The 18,321-nt window shown below is 48.9% G+C and carries 15 protein-coding genes; 3 read left to right on the plus strand and 12 right to left on the minus strand.

Going from position 1 to position 18,321, the window contains the following annotated elements; genetic code table 11:
* Position 1: 1 nt before the first annotated feature.
* The 3 genes from EL633_RS01680 (at position 2) to murQ (ending at position 3,122) form a co-directional block, all read left to right on the plus strand.
* The gene (locus EL633_RS01680) at positions 2-1,243 is read left to right on the plus strand and encodes an anhydro-N-acetylmuramic acid kinase (RefSeq protein ID WP_161981860.1); all 1,242 of its coding nucleotides are present in this window, start codon (positions 2-4) and stop codon (positions 1,241-1,243) included.
* A 119-nt stretch (positions 1,244-1,362) separates the two neighbouring features.
* Complete coding sequence (locus tag EL633_RS01685; RefSeq protein WP_170216679.1) at positions 1,363-2,109, plus strand: GntR family transcriptional regulator; 747 nt, start codon at positions 1,363-1,365, stop codon at positions 2,107-2,109.
* A gap of 89 nt (positions 2,110-2,198) precedes the next feature.
* Positions 2,199-3,122: an N-acetylmuramic acid 6-phosphate etherase gene (gene murQ, locus EL633_RS01690; RefSeq protein WP_126625540.1), complete on the plus strand. Its 924-nt coding sequence runs from the start codon at positions 2,199-2,201 to the stop codon at positions 3,120-3,122.
* 289 nt (positions 3,123-3,411) lie between these two features.
* Here murQ and EL633_RS01695 read toward each other — a convergent pair whose 3' ends face one another.
* From EL633_RS01695 to EL633_RS01750, 12 genes are all read right to left on the minus strand, one after another.
* The gene (locus tag EL633_RS01695; RefSeq protein ID WP_126625541.1) at positions 3,412-4,446 is read right to left on the minus strand and encodes a hypothetical protein; all 1,035 of its coding nucleotides are present in this window, start codon (positions 4,444-4,446) and stop codon (positions 3,412-3,414) included.
* 258 nt (positions 4,447-4,704) lie between these two features.
* On the minus strand, positions 4,705-6,021 hold the full coding sequence (locus EL633_RS01700; RefSeq protein WP_161981861.1) for a glutathionylspermidine synthase family protein: 1,317 nt from the start codon (positions 6,019-6,021) through the stop codon (positions 4,705-4,707).
* Between the two features lie 4 nt (positions 6,022-6,025).
* Positions 6,026-6,580 carry a hypothetical protein gene (locus EL633_RS36435; protein ID WP_161981862.1) on the minus strand — a complete coding sequence of 185 codons (555 nt, stop codon included), beginning with the start codon at positions 6,578-6,580 and terminating at the stop codon, positions 6,026-6,028.
* 415 nt (positions 6,581-6,995) lie between these two features.
* Positions 6,996-7,421, minus strand: coding sequence for a M67 family metallopeptidase (locus tag EL633_RS01710; RefSeq protein ID WP_126625543.1), 426 nt, complete (start codon positions 7,419-7,421; stop codon positions 6,996-6,998).
* Complete coding sequence (locus EL633_RS01715) at positions 7,415-8,350, minus strand: PLP-dependent cysteine synthase family protein (RefSeq protein WP_126625544.1); 936 nt, start codon at positions 8,348-8,350, stop codon at positions 7,415-7,417. The genes EL633_RS01710 and EL633_RS01715 overlap by 7 nt, the downstream gene beginning before the upstream one ends.
* Before the next feature lie 12 nt (positions 8,351-8,362).
* Positions 8,363-8,635 (minus strand): MoaD/ThiS family protein, encoded by a 273-nt coding sequence (locus EL633_RS01720; protein ID WP_174845152.1) that lies wholly within the window; start codon positions 8,633-8,635, stop codon positions 8,363-8,365.
* Between the two features lie 125 nt (positions 8,636-8,760).
* A complete protein-coding gene (gene moeB / locus EL633_RS01725; protein ID WP_126625545.1) occupies positions 8,761-9,939 on the minus strand; it encodes a molybdopterin-synthase adenylyltransferase MoeB in 1,179 nt (392 codons plus the stop codon).
* 312 nt (positions 9,940-10,251) lie between these two features.
* Positions 10,252-11,283: a HEAT repeat domain-containing protein gene (locus EL633_RS01730; protein WP_161981863.1), complete on the minus strand. Its 1,032-nt coding sequence runs from the start codon at positions 11,281-11,283 to the stop codon at positions 10,252-10,254.
* 277 nt (positions 11,284-11,560) lie between these two features.
* Positions 11,561-12,487 (minus strand): carbohydrate ABC transporter permease, encoded by a 927-nt coding sequence (locus tag EL633_RS01735; protein WP_218027399.1) that lies wholly within the window; start codon positions 12,485-12,487, stop codon positions 11,561-11,563.
* 6 nt (positions 12,488-12,493) lie between these two features.
* Complete coding sequence (locus tag EL633_RS01740) at positions 12,494-13,444, minus strand: carbohydrate ABC transporter permease (protein ID WP_174845153.1); 951 nt, start codon at positions 13,442-13,444, stop codon at positions 12,494-12,496.
* A gap of 219 nt (positions 13,445-13,663) precedes the next feature.
* A complete protein-coding gene (locus EL633_RS01745) occupies positions 13,664-15,001 on the minus strand; it encodes an ABC transporter substrate-binding protein (RefSeq protein ID WP_126625548.1) in 1,338 nt (445 codons plus the stop codon).
* 774 nt (positions 15,002-15,775) lie between these two features.
* Positions 15,776-18,103 carry a xanthine dehydrogenase family protein molybdopterin-binding subunit gene (locus EL633_RS01750; protein WP_126625549.1) on the minus strand — a complete coding sequence of 776 codons (2,328 nt, stop codon included), beginning with the start codon at positions 18,101-18,103 and terminating at the stop codon, positions 15,776-15,778.
* Positions 18,104-18,321: the final 218 nt, after the last annotated feature.

The following is an 18,321-nucleotide window of genomic DNA, read 5'->3' on the forward strand; positions in this document are numbered from 1 at the left end:
TATGCGTGTAGTTGGAATGAATTCAGGCACATCGGTTGATGGCATCAATCTTGCCCTTTGTGAGTTTTCACCAGGACCGCAAGCCAACACGCTTTCCTGCCGTTTGCTGGCACAAAAAGAATATGCTCATGAGCCGGCATTACGGCAACAGGTACTGCGACTGTGCCGCGAGAAACATGCTCCATTGGATGAGCTGACAGAATTAAACTTTGTACTGGGAGAGGCTTTTGCTGCGGCCTTTTTACATTTCATGAGAGATGAGGGGCTGACAAGCAGAGACGTTGACCTGATCGCTTCTCATGGACAGACCATCTACCATTTAGTGGAGGCAGGCCGCACGCTCTCAACGCTCCAAATAGGAGAAGCGGCAGTGATTGCCCATCGTACAGGCATTACAACTGTGGCTGATTTTCGCGTGGCCGATATGGCTGCCGGAGGTCAGGGGGCACCATTGGTCTCTTTCCTGGATGCGCTACTGTTTGCGGACGATGAGAAGACCCGCGCCCTGCAAAATATTGGAGGCATTGGGAATGTGACCTTCTTACCAGCGAGACAGGGAAGCACAGGAGCCTATGCATTCGATACGGGACCTGGAAATGTATTGATCGATTATGGGGCACGCTACTTCACTCAAGGACAAGCTGGCTTTGATGAGGATGGCAAACTGGCACGCAACGGTCAACCCAACCAGAGATTGGTAGACGAAATTCTGGCCCATCCTTATTTCAAACAGACGCCTCCCAAAACTACGGGCCGCGAGCTTTTTGGGGATGCCTTTGCCGAAGCGATTCTCACGACCGCGCAACAACGGCAACTCTCTATGGAAGATACCATGGCAACGCTGACCACCGTTACTGCCGAGAGTATCGCCCACGCATATCACAACTTTGGGCCAGCCCAGATCGACGAGGTTATTGTCAGTGGAGGCGGTAGCTACAATCCTGTACTTATGGCAGGACTGCAAGCAGCCCTACCTGATACACAGGTACGTTCCTTTGATACAGTAGGTCTACCAGCCAGTGCGAAGGAAGCCGTTACCTTTGCCTTACTTGGTCATGAAACATTGTATGGACGCTCGGCTAATCTTCCTCAGTGTACCGGTGCCAGCGCGCACACTATTCTAGGCAAAATTACGCCAGGTGCGAACTATTTACGCGTAATGCAGCAGCTATTCAAGTCAGAACAGGCTGAGCCAGCCGCTGCAGAACAACCATATCTGAACAAGCTTACCTTCGTCAACTGATAACAGGGAGTGAATAAAAGCGCTCTGTAAGAGAACGACAAAGGTATAGTTAGAAAAAAAGAGGCAGCACAAAAACCACGCGTTTTTAGCCCACGCTGTGAGACAGATAGGACAGATTCATGCATATAAGCCATCGGAAAGGACCGTTACCGCGCTATTATCAATTAAAAGAGATTATGCGCGAGAAAATCAACGCACAAGAGTGGAAATCCGGCGATTTGATTCCCTCGGAACGTGAACTGAGTGAGCAGTATGGTATCAGCCGTATGACAGCACGACAGGCCATCACCGAGTTGGTCAATGAAGGACTTTTTTACCGCGAACAGGGCAAAGGTACGTTTGTCAGTCGGCATAAAATCACTCAGCAGTTGATCCATCTAACCGGCTTTACCGAGGACATTAGCGCACGTGGGCAACGCCCCGCTACCAGAGTATTATCCGCGCAAATGTGTCCAGCCGATGAAACGACGGCCGAACATTTGCGCATCAAAACAGGTCAAATGATCTTCACACTACGACGCTTGCGTTTAGCGAACGATGAACCCTTAGCATTGGAAGTTTCGCATCTCAATTTCATCGGCTGTGAAAAATTGCTTGAAGAGGACCTGGAGCATAATTCCCTTTATCAGTTGCTTGAAAATACATACGGCCTGACACTTATCGAAGCCGAACAAGAACTTGAAGCTGGCCTGATCAGTAACAAAGAGGCTGATCTGCTCCAGATGCCCATCGGCAGTCCTGCCCTCTACACTTGCCGTACAGCTTACACCGAACGTAATCTACCCATTGAGTATGCGCGATCCATTTATTGTGGACATAAATATATTTTCTACACCAGCCTGAAACGCGAACAACTACTATCATAATTGTCGTTCCACACCAGGCCATATGTCTTATGCATATGGTTGATAGCATCAAGCAGAAAAAGATAATTTTCCCAGGGAGACATGGACATATGTCACAGAAACCAACAGAGCCAACGCTCGCAGCCTTAGAGACTGAAAAAAACAATCCAGCTACGACCCATATTGACCAGATGAGCGGGCTAGAGATCGCCCGTGTGATGAATAGCGAAGATACACGGGTTCCTGAAGCCATTCAAACCGAACTACCATGTATCGGGCACGCCATCGAAGCCATCGCTAAACGCATGCGCCAGGGTGGACGGCTCATCTATATCGGTGCCGGTACATCAGGACGGCTGGGAGTGCTGGACGCATCTGAATGTCCCCCAACGTTTAATACTTCTCCAGAACAGGTTGTCGGTATGATCGCAGGTGGCGCCCGTGCCATTACCAGCGCCATCGAAGGTGCTGAAGATGATCCAGCCGCTGGAGAAGTAGCGCTCAAGGAACTTGATATTACTGACCGCGATAGTGTAGTAGGCCTGGCAGCCAGTGGCCGTACCCCGTATGTTCTGGGTGCAGTCGCATACGCCAGAACACAGGGCGCGCTCACCATTGGAGTCGCCTGTAATGCTGCATCCCCACTAGAATCGGCGGTAGATATCATGATCGCACCAGTAGTGGGACCAGAAGTTATCAGCGGCTCAACCCGCCTTAAAGCTGGTAGCGCGCAAAAAATGGTCCTGAATATGCTGAGTACAGGAGCAATGATTCGTCTTGGCAAAACCTATGGTAATCTAATGGTCGATGTACGCGCCACCAATTATAAACTGGCTCAACGAGCAATTAAAATCGTGCAACTCGCAACCGACTGTGAGCGCGAACGGGCCGAAACTTTACTTAAAGAAGCCAACGGTGAAACAAAGGTTGCCATCCTGATGGCACTCACAAATCTGCCAGTCGAACAAGCACGTCAACAATTAAATGCCCATGGACAAGTTTTACGCACCACACTAGATGCTTATCATGCCTGATAGACTGGTCAGATATCATTTAATAGAAAAATAGAGATGAAAGAGCCAACCAGCCCCTTCATTGAGAAACCCAGGCTAGTGTCTCCAACATCTCTCCCTATGGTGGAAAAGCGGGGATGCAAGGGGCGGCGAGCCCCTTGACTGGGGGTTCGAGGGCTGTGCCCCCGGCATCTCTCCCCCTCCCCGCCCGCGTAGCGGGCGAACCAACTTCGACAAAAGACGAGAGCAGCCAAAAAGCAGGAGGACCAGTGTGTCATATACTGGTCCTCCTGCTTTTTGGCCGCTTTTTTTATCCCTGGATCACAGGTGGCTTAATCAGATAGGTGAGCAATAAGCCGAGCAGACCACTCACAACAATAGAACCAACCGATAGATGGATGGTCCAGATAACTCCTGTAGGAGTAGCAAATTGCAGGACCAGAAAGTAAACCAGGAAAAGGAGCATCGGCACACACATCGCAAAGAGACGATAATTTGTCAGTTGCTTACTCGGATCTGGCCGCAACCACGCATAAGCCACATCCGTTAGCAATCCTGCCAGGCTAGCAATCACAACACTGAGTACACTATCTCCCAACACCGCCATCATGATCGCTGTTACACCCCAGGAGAATGTAAAGAAACCCGGGAAAAGGCGCCAGCGTTGAACGGCAAAAAGCGCATACCCGGTCACAAGTACGGCTTGAAAATAAATACTGACCACAGCCAGAGATTGTCCTTTGTTGTCGCCTGTCGGTACATATGTTGGCCAGAACTGTGTCAATGGGTGAAAACTCGTCAGGATAATTGAGGGCAAGGCCATCAATAAGATCTGCGAGAGGACCAGATTTAGACGCTGCACACCTTGCAAAGTAGTGCCTGAGTTGTGATAGAGCGCACGATATGGGCTGGCTAGAAAAATACAACCACAAGCCATCAAAAAGAGATGGGTAGGGCTCATCTCAGCATCGATATTCTGTTCAATGCCAAAGAAAATATGCCAGAACATATCCCCTACGCCTCCGATCGCAAAGCCAGCCACCGCCAGTACGGTCAATTCATAGCCCGCAGGAATAGCTTCACGCCACGAGGAAGTGCGCAGACGATTAAAGCAGATCACGCCCAGGAGAACCAGCGCGGTTGCCAGAAATCCAGAATAGAGCACCGCATGCCAGGGGGTAAAAAAGGTTTCCAGGCGGGCCAGATGGCTGTGTGCCCAGGCATCCAAACAGGCGCCTGCCAGAAACCACACGGTAGACAGGGCAAAAATGAGGTTAAAGCGAGATCCCTCAATTGTGGCTTTCTCAACCGTCAACGGATAACGTGTCGCAGCCTGAAGTTTCATTCAGCTATTCTCCAATCACCAGATATCAACAAAACAAGCCTGATCAAACTATATTATCAAATAAGCAATCATACCATTTATACACAGAAATAGGATCATTGACAATAGTTACACGAATCAGGCTATAGAAGTTTTTAGAGAGGACGTCTGAAAGATAGGTTGAATGCTGTTCAGGCGCTGGTAGGGAATGGTGCGCCATTCCCTACCAGCGCCTGAACAGCATTTGCGTAATGCGATGTCCGATTGTTGCTGCTTTACTTATGTCGTGGTTGGAGAGCAGACAGGCAGGAAGTAGGAGTTATCATCAAAAATTAACTTCTGGCAGGCACGCACACCAATTGCGGAAGGTGTTCCATCAACGATAAAGCAATTATGCACAAGGTTTACCGGTGTAAGTCCGGCTTCCGTTTGAATTGTGGTAGTGGGCAGACCTGCATATTGCTGATACACCTTGATCTGCTTATCATAAAAATTCCATTGACTGTGCTCAATCACCTCATGTTGATCAAGGATCGTGACTGAGGAGCCCTCGCGGCCATAGACCGGTTTGATGACATGCTGGCCGGTAAAGATTGGCTGGCCCTCGGCATCAAGAGGACTCAGATATGTGGGAAGCACATACTGCTCAATCCAGGCATGTTCTTCAGAGGTGAAGAGCTCACTCTCCGCCAGATGCAAGGCCCATAAGATGGCAACCAGTGCTTTATTCTGCAATACAAATGAAATGGGTGGATTGATCACGGCCAGTTGCCTTTTACGGACCAACTCCATCAGGGCCAAACCAACCGGTGTGCCATCCACATCCTCATCCAGCATAAGATGCTCGGTAGGATAAAGCTTGTAAAGAACATCCACACGCTCGCCGTCGGCGGTAAACAGGCCGTTGCGGGTTACGCGCAATTCATGCAGACCACGAAACGAGGTTCGATATGGTACGTCACCCTGCTCCAGGAGGAGTTGATGGTAAAACTCCGTGGTGATACGCTCTTCTTTACGGTGAGCATAGGCGCTAAAGACGACTGAGCGCTCGCCTGACGGTTGAGGTTCAATCCAATCAAGACCGGCGGTAATAGCTGCGCGCACTGCCTGCACCAATTGTTGCTGACAATGCACATTAGGATCTGGTAGTCCAAAATCTGTACAGACCTGCCCATTCATATGGAATAGCTCAACAACAAAGGTAGGAGTCTCAGCATTAAATTCTAGCAGTTTGGGACCTTCTGCACTCATGACAAATTCAAAGCGGCCACACATTACAGCAGGCATCTCTGGCATGACAATATGCACATACGGCAATGCGGATACAGGTATACCCATCTCAATGAGTGACTCGTTATCTGCTTGCTGGAGCAAGAGCGCTAGCCGTGTCATCAGGGTATAGAGGCGTGAAGAGGCGTTACGCAACGCCTCCGCATGCTCATGAGAAATTTCGAGGGCTCCATAGACGGCATATTCTTCAACACTCTCGCCGGGCAGGGTTCCCCAGAATGTGGGGAACCGGTTATAATAGGCACGCCGCCACTCGCGATATGCCTGGGCGAAATGATTACCTTCAGAACCAGGGGTTATATTCAAAGGATCAGCCTCCCTCACCACCGCCTCCATGTGCTCCTCCACCCTCTCCACCACCACCTTCTCCGCTGCCACCTTTACTACTACCACCTTTACCACCACCTACGCCACCATTCCCATCATCCGCACCAACACCCTTTGCTCCAGCATTAGGATGAACACCATCGTCGCTGGGTACCCAACCACCACGGTTTGGGATCCATAGATAATGTGAACCGCCACTACCCGTACAGGAAATTTGCTTTGTATCCTTGGGATTATTGGGAGTAGGACAGGGAGAATCATTGTTGCTACAGGCGCTAAGTGGTCCGAGCAGAGCCGCGCTGAGTCCAAGCACCGAAACAAAGCGCGCCATATCAGCCGGGAGATGACGTACGCTTTTTTCAGGTGTTGCAACGACTGGCTTGAATACAACTTCTTTGATTACGGAGAACACGAAATTGTCAGATTTCGTGTCGTCTACCTTCTTGTCCTGAATATAATTTTCTGCATCCTGCATATCACTGGAATTCCCCTGTGATTTGGACTCCAGCAACCAGGAAGAACCTCTTCCTTCAGTCATATACATTCTCTTTTTCAATAACAATAATTAATAGGTATAGGGGAAGATTATAGCTCCCTTTAATAACAACGTTGCCGGAAGCCATTGATCAAAACAAGTGCCACATTTTAACTTTGCTGCTGCTTATCCTTGACACGCTTCAGGACACCTAACAGGACAATTGTCCCGAACCAGGCTCCAGTAATAAGCCAGTTGCGCTTCTTCGCACGTTTATCATTAAGCATGCTACTCCTCGTTTCTGAGTATCTGAACACTATCCTATTACTATGACGCAACTAGATAAGCTACATATAAAGCACGGTTGAGAAGATCGAACAGAGACATATCTCTATCAAAAGAAGAATTAAGGCACAAAAAAGCCTACCTTACCGGTGGTAAGATAAGCTTTCAGACTATGTTTGCTTGAGAGAAGAGGCTAATCGATGGCGATCTCTCCTTCAGTGACGCTACCTTGAGGATCAATTTTGAATACACGCGCATATGGATCGTCTGGATGATGACGGTGTGAAAAGATAATATACAGATAGCCACTACGTCTGGCATACTCGATATCACGCGCCGAAGGATAGGCTTCGGTAATTGGATGCGAATGATAATAAATCAGATCCCCATCATACGTATCAATGTCATTGTAGATACGCACCATATCGCTCTCGCTGATAATCGAGAAATCATCGGGATGCTCGGCAACATTGGCGGTAGGATAATTTTTCACTACACGCTCATCAACACTCCCAAGCGCTCCACAGGTCTCATCAGGATAGCCAGCACGAACATGCTCTACCATTTCTTGATAGAGGTTAGAAGGGATATGAATAACAAAACTTGCGTCCACTACCATAATACTTTTGCCTCTAACTCCTCTTCAATCTGCTCAACCGAACGGGTCCAGAGATCTTCGCTCAAATATTTCCAACCACCATCAGCCAGCAAGACCACGATTTTGCCTTGCTCCATACTACTGGCAACGCGCAAAGCCGCCTGTAAAGAAGCGCCACAGGAAGGTCCCGCGAAGATACCTTCTTGATCCTTCAACTGTCGAGTGCGACGAATAGAATCACCGCTAGTCACAAGAATCTTGCCATCTAATATTGACTGATCAAGTACTGGTGGTACAAAACCATCCTGCAAACTGCGTAGTCCCTGCACACCCTCCCCCTGCATTGGCTCGGCGGCCACGATGCGGATAGCAGGATTGTATTCCTTCAGGCGACGCCCATTACCCGTCAGGGTACCGCCCGTTCCCAGGCCAGCCACAAAGACATCCAGATCAGGCAGGTCTCGGATGATCTCCACCGCAGTTCCATCATAATGAGCTCCAGGATTAGCCGGATTGCCATATTGATAGAGCATAACGTAGCGATCATCAGTCTTTGCCAGTTCCTTGGCCTGTTTGACCGCCCCATTACTTCCCTGGCTACCATCTGAATAAATGATCTTCGCGCCATAGAGTTCAAGCATCTGACGACGTTCACTCGTTACATTATCGGGCATCACGGCTACAAACTGATAGCCTTTAATGCGCGCAATCATCGCCAGGGCAATACCTGTATTGCCACTGGTCGGTTCCAACAAAATCGAGCCTGGACGCAATGTGCCGTTTGCCTCGGCCTCCTCGATCATCTTCTTAGCCACACGATCCTTGACACTGCCGGTAGGATTGTTCCCCTCGAGTTTGGCATAAATCTCTACCCCGGGACGTGGGCTGAAGCTTTTCAGCTCGACAAGTGGTGTATTTCCAATGGTCTCTAACAGGCTGCCGTAGCGCATGCGTCTTTTCTCCTAGCGTCCACCCGCCATAGCAGGCAAAAGAGTAATGGTGTCATTAGCTTCTACAGCGGTCTCTAATCCCTGCAAGTAGCGGACATCCTGGTCATTAACATATACATTCACAAAACGGCTCAGCTCTTGCTCTGGCTGAATCTGCTCCTTCAAAGAGGGATGGCTCTGATAGAGATTGTTCAGAACTTCAGCTAAAGTGCTACCCTGTGCGTTAACTTGCTTTGAGCCACCTGCATATGAGCGCAGTACTGGCGCCAGACGGATATTTGCCATGATTTCGGTTCCCTTCATAAAGAAATATTAATAACCGTAGGTTCGGTCCTTGCGGCCGATTGGTTTCCTACTTACCAGTAGTGGTGGTACTAGCGACTAGTTACCACCACTAATTACTTTACATCTTACGCTGGTATTGCACACACATCAGCATATGTGGGCAGATCTTCAGGATGTCCATGCTCGCCACAAGCGGGGCAATTAGGATCGCGGAAGAGGCGCAGTTCCATGAACTCACCGGAGAGGGCATCGTAGGTCAACAAGCGACCAACCAATGGCTCACCAATACCGAGGAGTACTTTAATTGCCTCTGTCGCCTGCAACAGACCGATAATACCAGGTAGCACACCTAAGACACCCGCTTCCGCACAACTAGGTGCCAGGGCTGGGGGGGGTGGCTCTGGATAGAGACAGCGATAGCAAGGTCCTTCATAAGGTTTGAAGACGGTTACCTGTCCCTCAAAGCGGAAGACGCTGCCATGGACAACCGGCTTGTTAAAGATAAGAGCGGCATCATTCAGCATATAACGCGTGGGGAAATTATCAGTACCGTCAATGATCAAATCATATTCAGAGACGAGCTGTTTAACGTTGGTCTCATCCAACCGCTCAATATATGTATTGACCTTTATATCAGGATTCAGTGCATTGATGGTTGTACGCGCTGACTCTGCTTTATATTGACCAATACGCTCGGTATTGTGGATTACCTGGCGCTGTAAGTTACTATCGTCTACCACATCAGCATCAATGATACCGATGGTGCCAACGCCGGCCGCAGCCAGGTACAGTGCAGCGGGAGAACCCAGACCACCAGCACCAATAAAGAGTACCTTGGAGTCCAGGAGTTTCAACTGACCCTGCTCACCAACCTCTGGCACTAAAAGATGACGGCTATAGCGCTTCGTCTGTGCCTCGTTCAGTGTGCGAGGTTGAGTAAAGCCTAAGCCACTACCCTTCCATTGTCCAAAACCACCAGCCATGGATACCACATCCTGGTAGCCCATCTGCTGTAAGGTATTGCCTGCCATGAGTGAGCGCACGCCGCCAGCACAATATAAGACAACTCTTTTAGATTTATCGGGAACAGCTTCTTCAATCTGTGATTCAAGATGTCCACGAGGAACATGTATCGCGCCTGGAATGTATCCTTCATTCCATTCGTTTTTCTCACGGACATCGACCAGAGTAAAATCTGCATCGCCCTGCTTACGCTGGCCTATTGCTTCATTTACCTGTGAAGCCGACCACTCGGGTACATGTTGCCGTGCTTGCCGCAGTATCTCGCGAAAAGCGTCACCCATGTTACATCACCTCATTGTTGACTAAGTATATCAAATTAGTTTTTATCTTTCTCACCAAAGAGTACCATGTTCAAATTTTTCTTGTCAAGGAAGCTGAGCTAATTATCGTTGCGTGTACGCACATTGCACATGGCCACTGCACAGGTTAGAAGGAGATTATATTGTGAAGTTTTCTTTTGCTATTGTTATAAACAGCACAGGCTGACAAAAATATTCCATAAACAGAACTTTCCACAAAAAAGCCTGCCGGACTCCATTTGTAGGATTTAGCAGGCTAACAATGATAGAGAAAGATGGCGCTAAGCGTCAGTATCAGACACTTTTGAATGTAAGTTCACGGCTGGAAAGTTGCAGGATTTGATCCTTTTCCAGTTGCTCAAGCGCTTTGTGAGCAGCCTGGGCAGTACCAACCCTGAACGATGAGGCCTGCATTTCCCGGAAAACAGGCTCAAGATATGGCTTAAGCCTTCCATAGCGTGTATAGAGCTGACGAAACACATACGAGGCAGTTTCGGCTAGCCAGGGAGACGTTTCCTGGGTCATCAAAACGGACAATAATGGCTTAACTCCATTTTTCCCAAATTGCACTAATTCTTTGGCGGCCATCCACGCAACTCCATGATCGGGATCATTCAAGCTGCGGGCCAGAACAGGAATAGCGCGTTCGTCATTGATCTCACCCAATGCGCGCATACAATACCAGCGTGTCCAGGCTGATGTACTATCACATTCAGCGATGAGTGCCGGTACTGACCAGCTACCTGACTGAACCAAAGAATGAAAGATCTGGACACCCAGTTGCTCGTCAGCGCTGCGTAGAGCCACGATAAGAGCGGGCACCGCTTCCGGCGCCCCAACATATCCCAGCGCTTTGGCAGCCTCTAAACGCACGTCATAATCAGGATCGTTTAAAGCCTTTAACAGCACTGAAGCATCACTCCGCACCGCGATCAGGCCCAGAATATGAGCAGCATTTGCGCGCAATGCTGGACGTGGCGAACGCAGTCCAGCTAACAGGACGCGCCGTGCACGATCGATATCCATGCCAGAGCCAGGCATGAAAAGGGTTCGTAGACGCATACGCGCGTACGCTGAACGCAATAACACAGGTACATCAAAAGATTTACCGGCCCAGGTACCCTGAGCAATAAATCCAAGCAGGTGCTCAGCCAGACGATCATCATCCAGCGAAGAAACCGCGACCACGGCTCGTGGATCGTTTTTCAGAATCCATATCATTAAGCGCCAGGCCGCTCCACGATGTCCATCAGCCGCCTGCTGAGCCAATATCTGGGGGGGCGTCTCTCCAATTGGAGGAGTAGTCACATCCGAAACAGGCGGCATAGGCAACTGCTCCCCCGCGCTGTCCGTATAATTCTGTGTAGAAAAATCTGAAGAGGGTGTCATCATTACACCTCACAATAATATGCCAGGCAATGTCAGCACAGTAGTAATGAAACACAATAACGCGGCTTCGGAGAGGAAACTTACTCAAAGAGACAACATTGCAGTATACCACATGGTGCGTCAACACAAACCAAAGTATGTCAACACAACAAAAAGTGACGATGCTCATTTATAAGCATCGTCACTTTTTGAAAATGAGAGGAGGAGGGGATGATTAGCCGACAACACTGCCCAGTGTCAGGCCGTTACGCCAGTAGCGCTGTAACAACAGGAAGCCCACAATCAATGGCAGGATTGACAACAAAGAGCCAGTTACCAGAATGCTATAAACATATTGCTGGGCTCCCCCACTAGTATAGGAGGAATTCCAGAGCTGCAGGCCAACAGTCACCGGAAACAGATTCGAGTTGCTGACCATAACATACTGCAAGAAGTAGTTTGTCCATACCGCCACAAACTGAAACAGGAAGACCGTAACCAGGGCAGGAGACATAATACGCATAGCAATCGACCAGTAGGTGCGGAATTCGCTAGAGCCATCTACACGTGCCGCATCGAGCAAGGCATCAGGCACTGATCCATCCGCATAAATACGCGACAGATAGACACCAAACGGGCTAACAATGCTGGGCAAAATAATAGCCAGGTAGGTATCAGTCAAATGGAAGCCGCTCATCAACAGGTACAACGGCAAAACCAGCGCTGGCGTGGGAACCAGGATCGCGCCCAGGATGATGGAGAAGATCGCACTCCGTCCACGGAAAGTAAATTTCGCCAGGGCATAGCCGGCCATTGAGGAAAACAAGGTTCCGATGGCTGCGCTGATCAGGGCGTAGAAAAATGAGTTTCCTACCCAAAGCAGGTAGGCACCATTATTATAGGCAAAGACATGCTGAATATTGTTCAAAAGCTGGAAATCATTAGAAAACCAGAGACCAAAGGTGCTGAAAAGATCACCAGAACTCTTTGTGGCCGAAATGAAAAGCCAGTAGAGCGGTAAAAGAAAGTAGATCGAGAGCACAAACAAGATGGCCATCGCTAGCACACTGCCAGGACGTATCTTCCTCCCCGATCCGGCCTTTTTACCGTCCGCGCTTGCCGTCGGAAACCTTGATTCCTGTTCTTTTGTTGTAGTTACCATAATCGTTTACACTCCTGACTGACGCTGGGTAAGACGCAAGAACCCAAAGGAAAACACAAATGTAACCACAGCCAGCACAACAGAGAGGGCGGCGGTGTAGTTATAGTTGTTATTGCTAAAGGCCATAAAGTATGCATACAGATTCGGTGTGTAGGAACTGGTAATACTATTCGAGACCTGGGATAATACTTGAGGTTCGGTAAAGAGTTGCAAGGTACCAATCACTGACAGCACACAGGTGAGAATCAGTGCCGGAGCGACCAGCGGTATTTTGATGCGCCAGGCAATGCCAATCGCGGAACAACCATCCAGGCTTGCCGCCTCATAGAGCTGCGTCGGAATAGATTGGAGCGATGCATAGATGATCAGCATATTGTAACCGGTATAAGTCCAGGTCACAATATTGGCCATGGACCAGAGGATGGTGTTGCCATTCAAGAAATTGATATTGATCCCAATGGCTTGTAATCCCTGAACAAGTGGGCTAAGTTGCGGATTGTAGAGGAATCCCCAGAGCAGCGCACCAATCACGCCAGGAACACCATAAGGAATAAAGAAGGCAATCCGGAAAAAGGACTTGAAGCGCACGGTCACTGAATCCAACAACAAGGCCAGGACCAGCGCCAATGCAAGCATCACAGGAACCTGTACGATACCGAACAGGATCATACGCCCAATGCCTTCAAAGAAACTGCGGTCGGTCAACACCTGCTGATAATTACTCAGGCCAGCAAAAACTACTGTCGGAGCCCCTAAGCCAAGGCCACTACGCTGGCTACGGAAAAAGCTCTGGTACAATGCATAGAAAATCGGTACCACAAAAAACAACAGAAACATCACACAAAACGGCGTTAAGAACAGGTAGGGCGTCATGGATTTTCCCTTGAACAAACCAGGACTTTGCCTGGCTCGCCGAGAACCAGAGGTCCTCCCCGTCTTTGAAGTCGCAAGTGCCATATACATTGATCCTCTCTGATCCCAGATCCCCTACAATAAAGAACAATAGCCGTCAATATTTTGCACAGCAGCATAGGTTCAGGCATATAGCCACAAGATGGTTCTTAAGAATACAGGTAAACAGGTTATAGACCAGATCTATCTGTTGGGGAGCATAGCGGTCAGCAGCAGTTGCACTGCAGCGACCGCTATGCATTGGGAGTTAGCTATAGAAACCGCTTATTTGGATACTTTGAAACCTTGTTTCTCCATACCCTGGACGACCGTGTTCTGAATACTATCCAAAGCTGAACCAAACGTCCCTTTTCCGTCTACCGCATTACTAAAGGTGTCAGCCATAGAGGTGAAGACATCGTTCATGGTTGGACCCCACTGGAACTTGTCATCAACCTGTGAAGCTGAATCTCTGAAAACTTCGTTGATATCCTGACCACTGTAGAATTTCTTCACATCATCAGTAGCTTTGATATCCAATGCGGAAGTCAATGCAGGATAGATCTGGGCAGTTTTGACCATGCTATCAACGGCATCAGAGTTGGTGTTGAGCCATTTAGCAAACTCAGCGGCTTCCTGTGGATGCTGGGTGTTGCTAAAGACCACGGTAGTTGAGCCACCCCAGTTACCAGAGACTTTTTTACCTGATTCCCACTGAGGCATAGGAGCAACACGCCAGTCGCCAGCGGTCTTAGGAGCGTTTGACAGAATGGTATTAGCACCCCAGACAGCCGTAACCCAGGTAGCTACCTGGCCGGTGTTCAGATCGTTGTACCAGCTCTGCTCAAAGTCAGGATCATTTTTGATCAGTTTCTTATCCTGTAATCCCTGCCAGTAATCAGCGACTTTCTTAGAAGCGGCATCATTGATGCCAACCTTCCAGGAATCACCCTGAATATTGAACCAGCGACCACCAGCCTGCCAGATCATACCAATGAACCAGCCCTGTGATTTCGGAGGAAAGTCAGTGATGTAGGCCTTGGGATCTGCAGCATGCAGCTTCTCTGCAGCCTTGGCATATTCGTCCCAGGTAGTAGGAACAGGAATGTTGTATTTCTTGAAGAGGTCGGCACGATAGAACATCGCCATCGGGCCACTATCCTGAGGAATAGCATAGATCGAGTCACCCTGCTTTACCTGATTCCAGGCCCAGGGTAGGAATTTACCTTGCAACGAACCAGCATCATATTTTGAGAGATCAAGCAGGCCACCAGTGGCCTCAAAGGTTGGTAGGAACTGATATTCCACCTGGCCTAGATCAGGAGCATTCTTGGCTTTAATGGCAGTAAACATTTTTGCATACGTGCCATTGTTGCCTGCCGGAACTGATTCCCATTTGACATGAATATTCGAATGGGTTTTGTTGAAAATATCGACGGCTTTATCCATGCCAGGAACCCAGGATTGGAAGGTCAGATTGACAGGTCCGTTACCGCTATTACTTCCAGTATCTGAAGAGGAGCCACCGCAAGCAGCTAAAGCTGGAAGCAGCAAAAATACGGCGAGAAACAAACACGCCAGGTTGGTAATCCGCGCACGGCGAACATGGAAACGAGACTGCATAAATTAAAACTCTCCCTTGAGCTACATATACAACAGATATATACCAATTATCTGTAGATATGTATGCAAACTGCGATAAACTTTTCCTCGCTTGATGCTAAAAAGCTTATCTACAAAAAAACGCAGCGTTCTCCTGCTAGAAAAATTACAATTCTTTAATAGCAAGAGAAACAAAACAGTTTCCGACTCTTTAGCTATCACTCCTTTTTCAGTGAAGTATAACTTCTTTGCATACATTATAGAAAAAAGGCTCTAGCATAAGAACACGCAACTTAATTTTAAGTCGAGGATGAGACGATAATAGACGCAGTATTTTTGTACAGATACGTCATTACATTCGTCACATTCTATGTAGGCTACAATAGCATGGGAACCAAAACCTGTCAATGCTACGGATGTTATCAAGCACCATAAAAACCGAATGATTTCCCTAATAAAGCATAGAGAAACATTTTTATTGTCATTTAGATAATAAAACCCATCAAATAGGTTTAAAATAAACTATTTAATGAAACTTATTGAATAAGCCTGAACCCAACTATGAGTATTTACACAGACTACATGTAGTATTTTCTGCTAAAAGGAGATTCATTTCCCCTGCGAATAAATTATATAAAAAGTCGCACCACTTGCTTTGCATCCAATAACTTCTCTATCCTTCCAGACAACGCATCGCTCCTATAGTATTAGTCTGTTTTATAAAAAGTTCTGCCGCCGTTACTCTCGGGAGTAACGGCGGCAGAACTTTTTATAATCGTTTGACAGTCTTTACACCTATTGTAAAGCGGTAAACAAACGCTCAGGGGTTATAGGAATCTCAGAAGGATGAACACCAACGGCATCATAGATAGCGTTGGCAATCGCACCTGCAACCGGAATGACAGGTGGCTCACCGACGCCCTTAGCGCCATATGGGCCCACACCCGAAGGAACTTCTACCAGGATCGGAGTAATGTTGGGAACATCAAAGCTATGGGGCATAGCATAATCCATAAAGGTAGCAGTCAGAGCTTGTCCATTCTCATCGTACTCTAGACCTTCAAGGAGAGCCCAGCCTATACCTTGAGCCACACCACCATGAATCTGCCCTTCTACAGCAGGAGGATTGATGGCTCGACCGACATCCTGAGCCGCCACATACTCCAATACACGTACTTCACCAGTCTCAGGATCAACCGCCACCTTGGCTAGATGGGCAGCATACATCGGCGAACCCTCTGGAATAGGGGTACGGCCCTGTCCATAGACAGGTCCTCGGCGACTATAGCTGGTGGAAGCTGTAGCAATCTTTTGCAAAGTCAGGCTCTTACCTGGCACGCCTTTCACGGCGACTGCACCATTTTCAATTTCAAGATCCTCTACCGAAGCCTCAAGCATGTCACTGGCGATTTGCAAGATCTGCTGCCGGGCGTCCTGAGCTGCAGCCATTACGGCTGGTCCCATCGAGTAGATCGTTTTACTTCCACCCGTGGCACCACTATAAGGCATGGTGTCGGTGGCATCATGGGCAATATTCACCTGTGAAGTATTCAGACCCAGTCCCTCAGCCGCAATCAAGGCCAGCGAAGTATCAGATCCGGTCAAGTCAACCGTACCGATGACCACTGAGACCGTGCCATCGGACTCCAGGCGACAAGCAGCGGCAGCCACGTCATTTCCACCTGGCCAGCCACCAACAGCAAGTCCAATGCCAATCTTCCAGCCAGCTAACTCAGCAGAAGGATGCGCTTTTTGGGCTGCGCGCTCTTTCCATAGTGGATGTTGTTCCACACTTTCCAAACATTCGATCAGGCCCAGAGGAGGCAAAATTGGACGCCGGCGATTACCAGAAGGATCACCGCCACGTAGTGCATTCTTCTTACGAAACTCCAGTGGATCCATGCCTAATTCCTGGCAAAGTTCGGTGACGGCAGACTCCAGCGCAAAAGCCGTCTGGGGAGCGCCAGGAGCTCTATATGCCCCGACACTAACCTTATTGGTTAGAACTTCATAGGCACGAATATCCGTATTGGGACAGCGATAAACGCTTGAGATCAGATAACCAGCCAGTCCGGCGGCGGCTCCAGAAAAAGCGCCTGCATCCAGAATCAGTTTGGCCTGCATGGCTACCAGAGTGCCATCCTGTTTGGCTCCTAACTTTACCGTCATAACCGCTTGCGGCGCAGGATTACCAGCTAGCAAATCTTCTTGCCGTGTGTAAACCAGGCGTACCGGTTTGCGGATCGCAGCAGCTAGGGCCGCAGCCAGCGGCTCCACCAGACCAAATTTTCCACCAAAAGCGCCACCAATTGGCATTGGCTCTACACGAATCTGTCGCTCTGGCAGATCGAGCGCACCAGCCATATCTGAGCGGGCGCTAAAGAGGCCCTGGGAACTGGCGTAGGCAGTAAACTGCTGGCCCGCCTTATCTGGTACCACTATAATCGACTGAGGTTCCAGATATGACTGATGCACAGGATGGGTACGATAGGTGCGCTCAATTACAGCATCAGCTTCACGCCAGCCAGCCTCAATGTCGCCTGAATGCATATGGGCACGATCGGTCACATTGGGCGATAGCTTTTCCTGCTCTTCGTCCTCCACCTGCGCAGTCCCAACATCAGCATGGGTCCCTCCACCCGCAATTTCTGATGGCTCTTCTTCCTTACGTGGCCGCGTTAAAGGAGAGGATGGATCCATCGCCGCCACTAAATCAATCACCACAGGCAATGGCTCATAATCTACATCTACTGCTGCTGCTCCATCCTCGGCCAAGGCCTCTGTCTCTGCCAGTACCACAGCTACTGGATGGCCAGACCAGAATGTCTCATCTCGTGCCAGTGGCGATTGTGAGCGAGAGCTTTCATGCGACTTTGCCATCTTCAACGTTTCAGCTGTATAGACAGCAACCACCCCGGGAATCGCCAGGGCAGCCGACGAGTCAATACCAAGAATGCGAGCATGTGCGTAAGGACTTAATACCATACGAGCATGAAGCAGGCCGGGAAAAGACAGATCGCCAGCATAGCGTGTTCGTCCCGTTAACTTCTCTTCGCCATCCATACGGCGCGTTGGCTTGCCAACCGCAGAATAATTTTTCTCCGGATCAATTGTTTGCGTCATGTTAGGAACATTCTCCCATGAAATGGTCGGACGTTCGCCCTTTACGAGCGACCTTGCTTTCGTTTTCCATTATCTTTCGCTTATGCTCCCAAGGGTACAAAACGACCCACCGAGATAACACGAAAGAAACATCGGTATATAGGGCTTTCCAGTAGGCGAATCGATCTCTATAAAACCAGTGTATCACACACCAGGGATTGCATGTCAGCCTGCAGGCA

This window comes from Dictyobacter alpinus (assembly GCF_003967575.1).
Lineage (GTDB): Bacteria > Chloroflexota > Ktedonobacteria > Ktedonobacterales > Ktedonobacteraceae > Dictyobacter > Dictyobacter alpinus.

What these genes read in the sequence shown, in the direction of transcription:
- EL633_RS01710 (WP_126625543.1), bottom strand. Translation starts at nt 7,421, where the DNA reads ATGGTAGTGGACGCAAGTTTTGTTATTCATATCCCTTCTAACCTCTAT.
- EL633_RS01695 (WP_126625541.1), bottom strand. Translation starts at nt 4,446, where the DNA reads ATGAAACTTCAGGCTGCGACACGTTATCCGTTGACGGTTGAGAAAGCC.
- EL633_RS01745 (WP_126625548.1), bottom strand. Translation starts at nt 15,001, where the DNA reads ATGCAGTCTCGTTTCCATGTTCGCCGTGCGCGGATTACCAACCTGGCG.
- EL633_RS01735 (WP_218027399.1), bottom strand. Translation starts at nt 12,487, where the DNA reads ATGGTAACTACAACAAAAGAACAGGAATCAAGGTTTCCGACGGCAAGC.
- EL633_RS01680 (WP_161981860.1), top strand. Translation starts at nt 2, where the DNA reads ATGCGTGTAGTTGGAATGAATTCAGGCACATCGGTTGATGGCATCAAT.
- EL633_RS01730 (WP_161981863.1), bottom strand. Translation starts at nt 11,283, where the DNA reads ATGCCGCCTGTTTCGGATGTGACTACTCCTCCAATTGGAGAGACGCCC.
- EL633_RS01685 (WP_170216679.1), top strand. Translation starts at nt 1,363, where the DNA reads ATGCATATAAGCCATCGGAAAGGACCGTTACCGCGCTATTATCAATTA.
- murQ (WP_126625540.1), top strand. Translation starts at nt 2,199, where the DNA reads ATGTCACAGAAACCAACAGAGCCAACGCTCGCAGCCTTAGAGACTGAA.
- EL633_RS36435 (WP_161981862.1), bottom strand. Translation starts at nt 6,580, where the DNA reads ATGACTGAAGGAAGAGGTTCTTCCTGGTTGCTGGAGTCCAAATCACAG.
- EL633_RS01715 (WP_126625544.1), bottom strand. Translation starts at nt 8,350, where the DNA reads ATGCGCTACGGCAGCCTGTTAGAGACCATTGGAAATACACCACTTGTC.
- EL633_RS01720 (WP_174845152.1), bottom strand. Translation starts at nt 8,635, where the DNA reads ATGGCAAATATCCGTCTGGCGCCAGTACTGCGCTCATATGCAGGTGGC.
- EL633_RS01750 (WP_126625549.1), bottom strand. Translation starts at nt 18,103, where the DNA reads ATGACGCAAACAATTGATCCGGAGAAAAATTATTCTGCGGTTGGCAAG.
- EL633_RS01740 (WP_174845153.1), bottom strand. Translation starts at nt 13,444, where the DNA reads ATGGCACTTGCGACTTCAAAGACGGGGAGGACCTCTGGTTCTCGGCGA.
- moeB (WP_126625545.1), bottom strand. Translation starts at nt 9,939, where the DNA reads ATGGGTGACGCTTTTCGCGAGATACTGCGGCAAGCACGGCAACATGTA.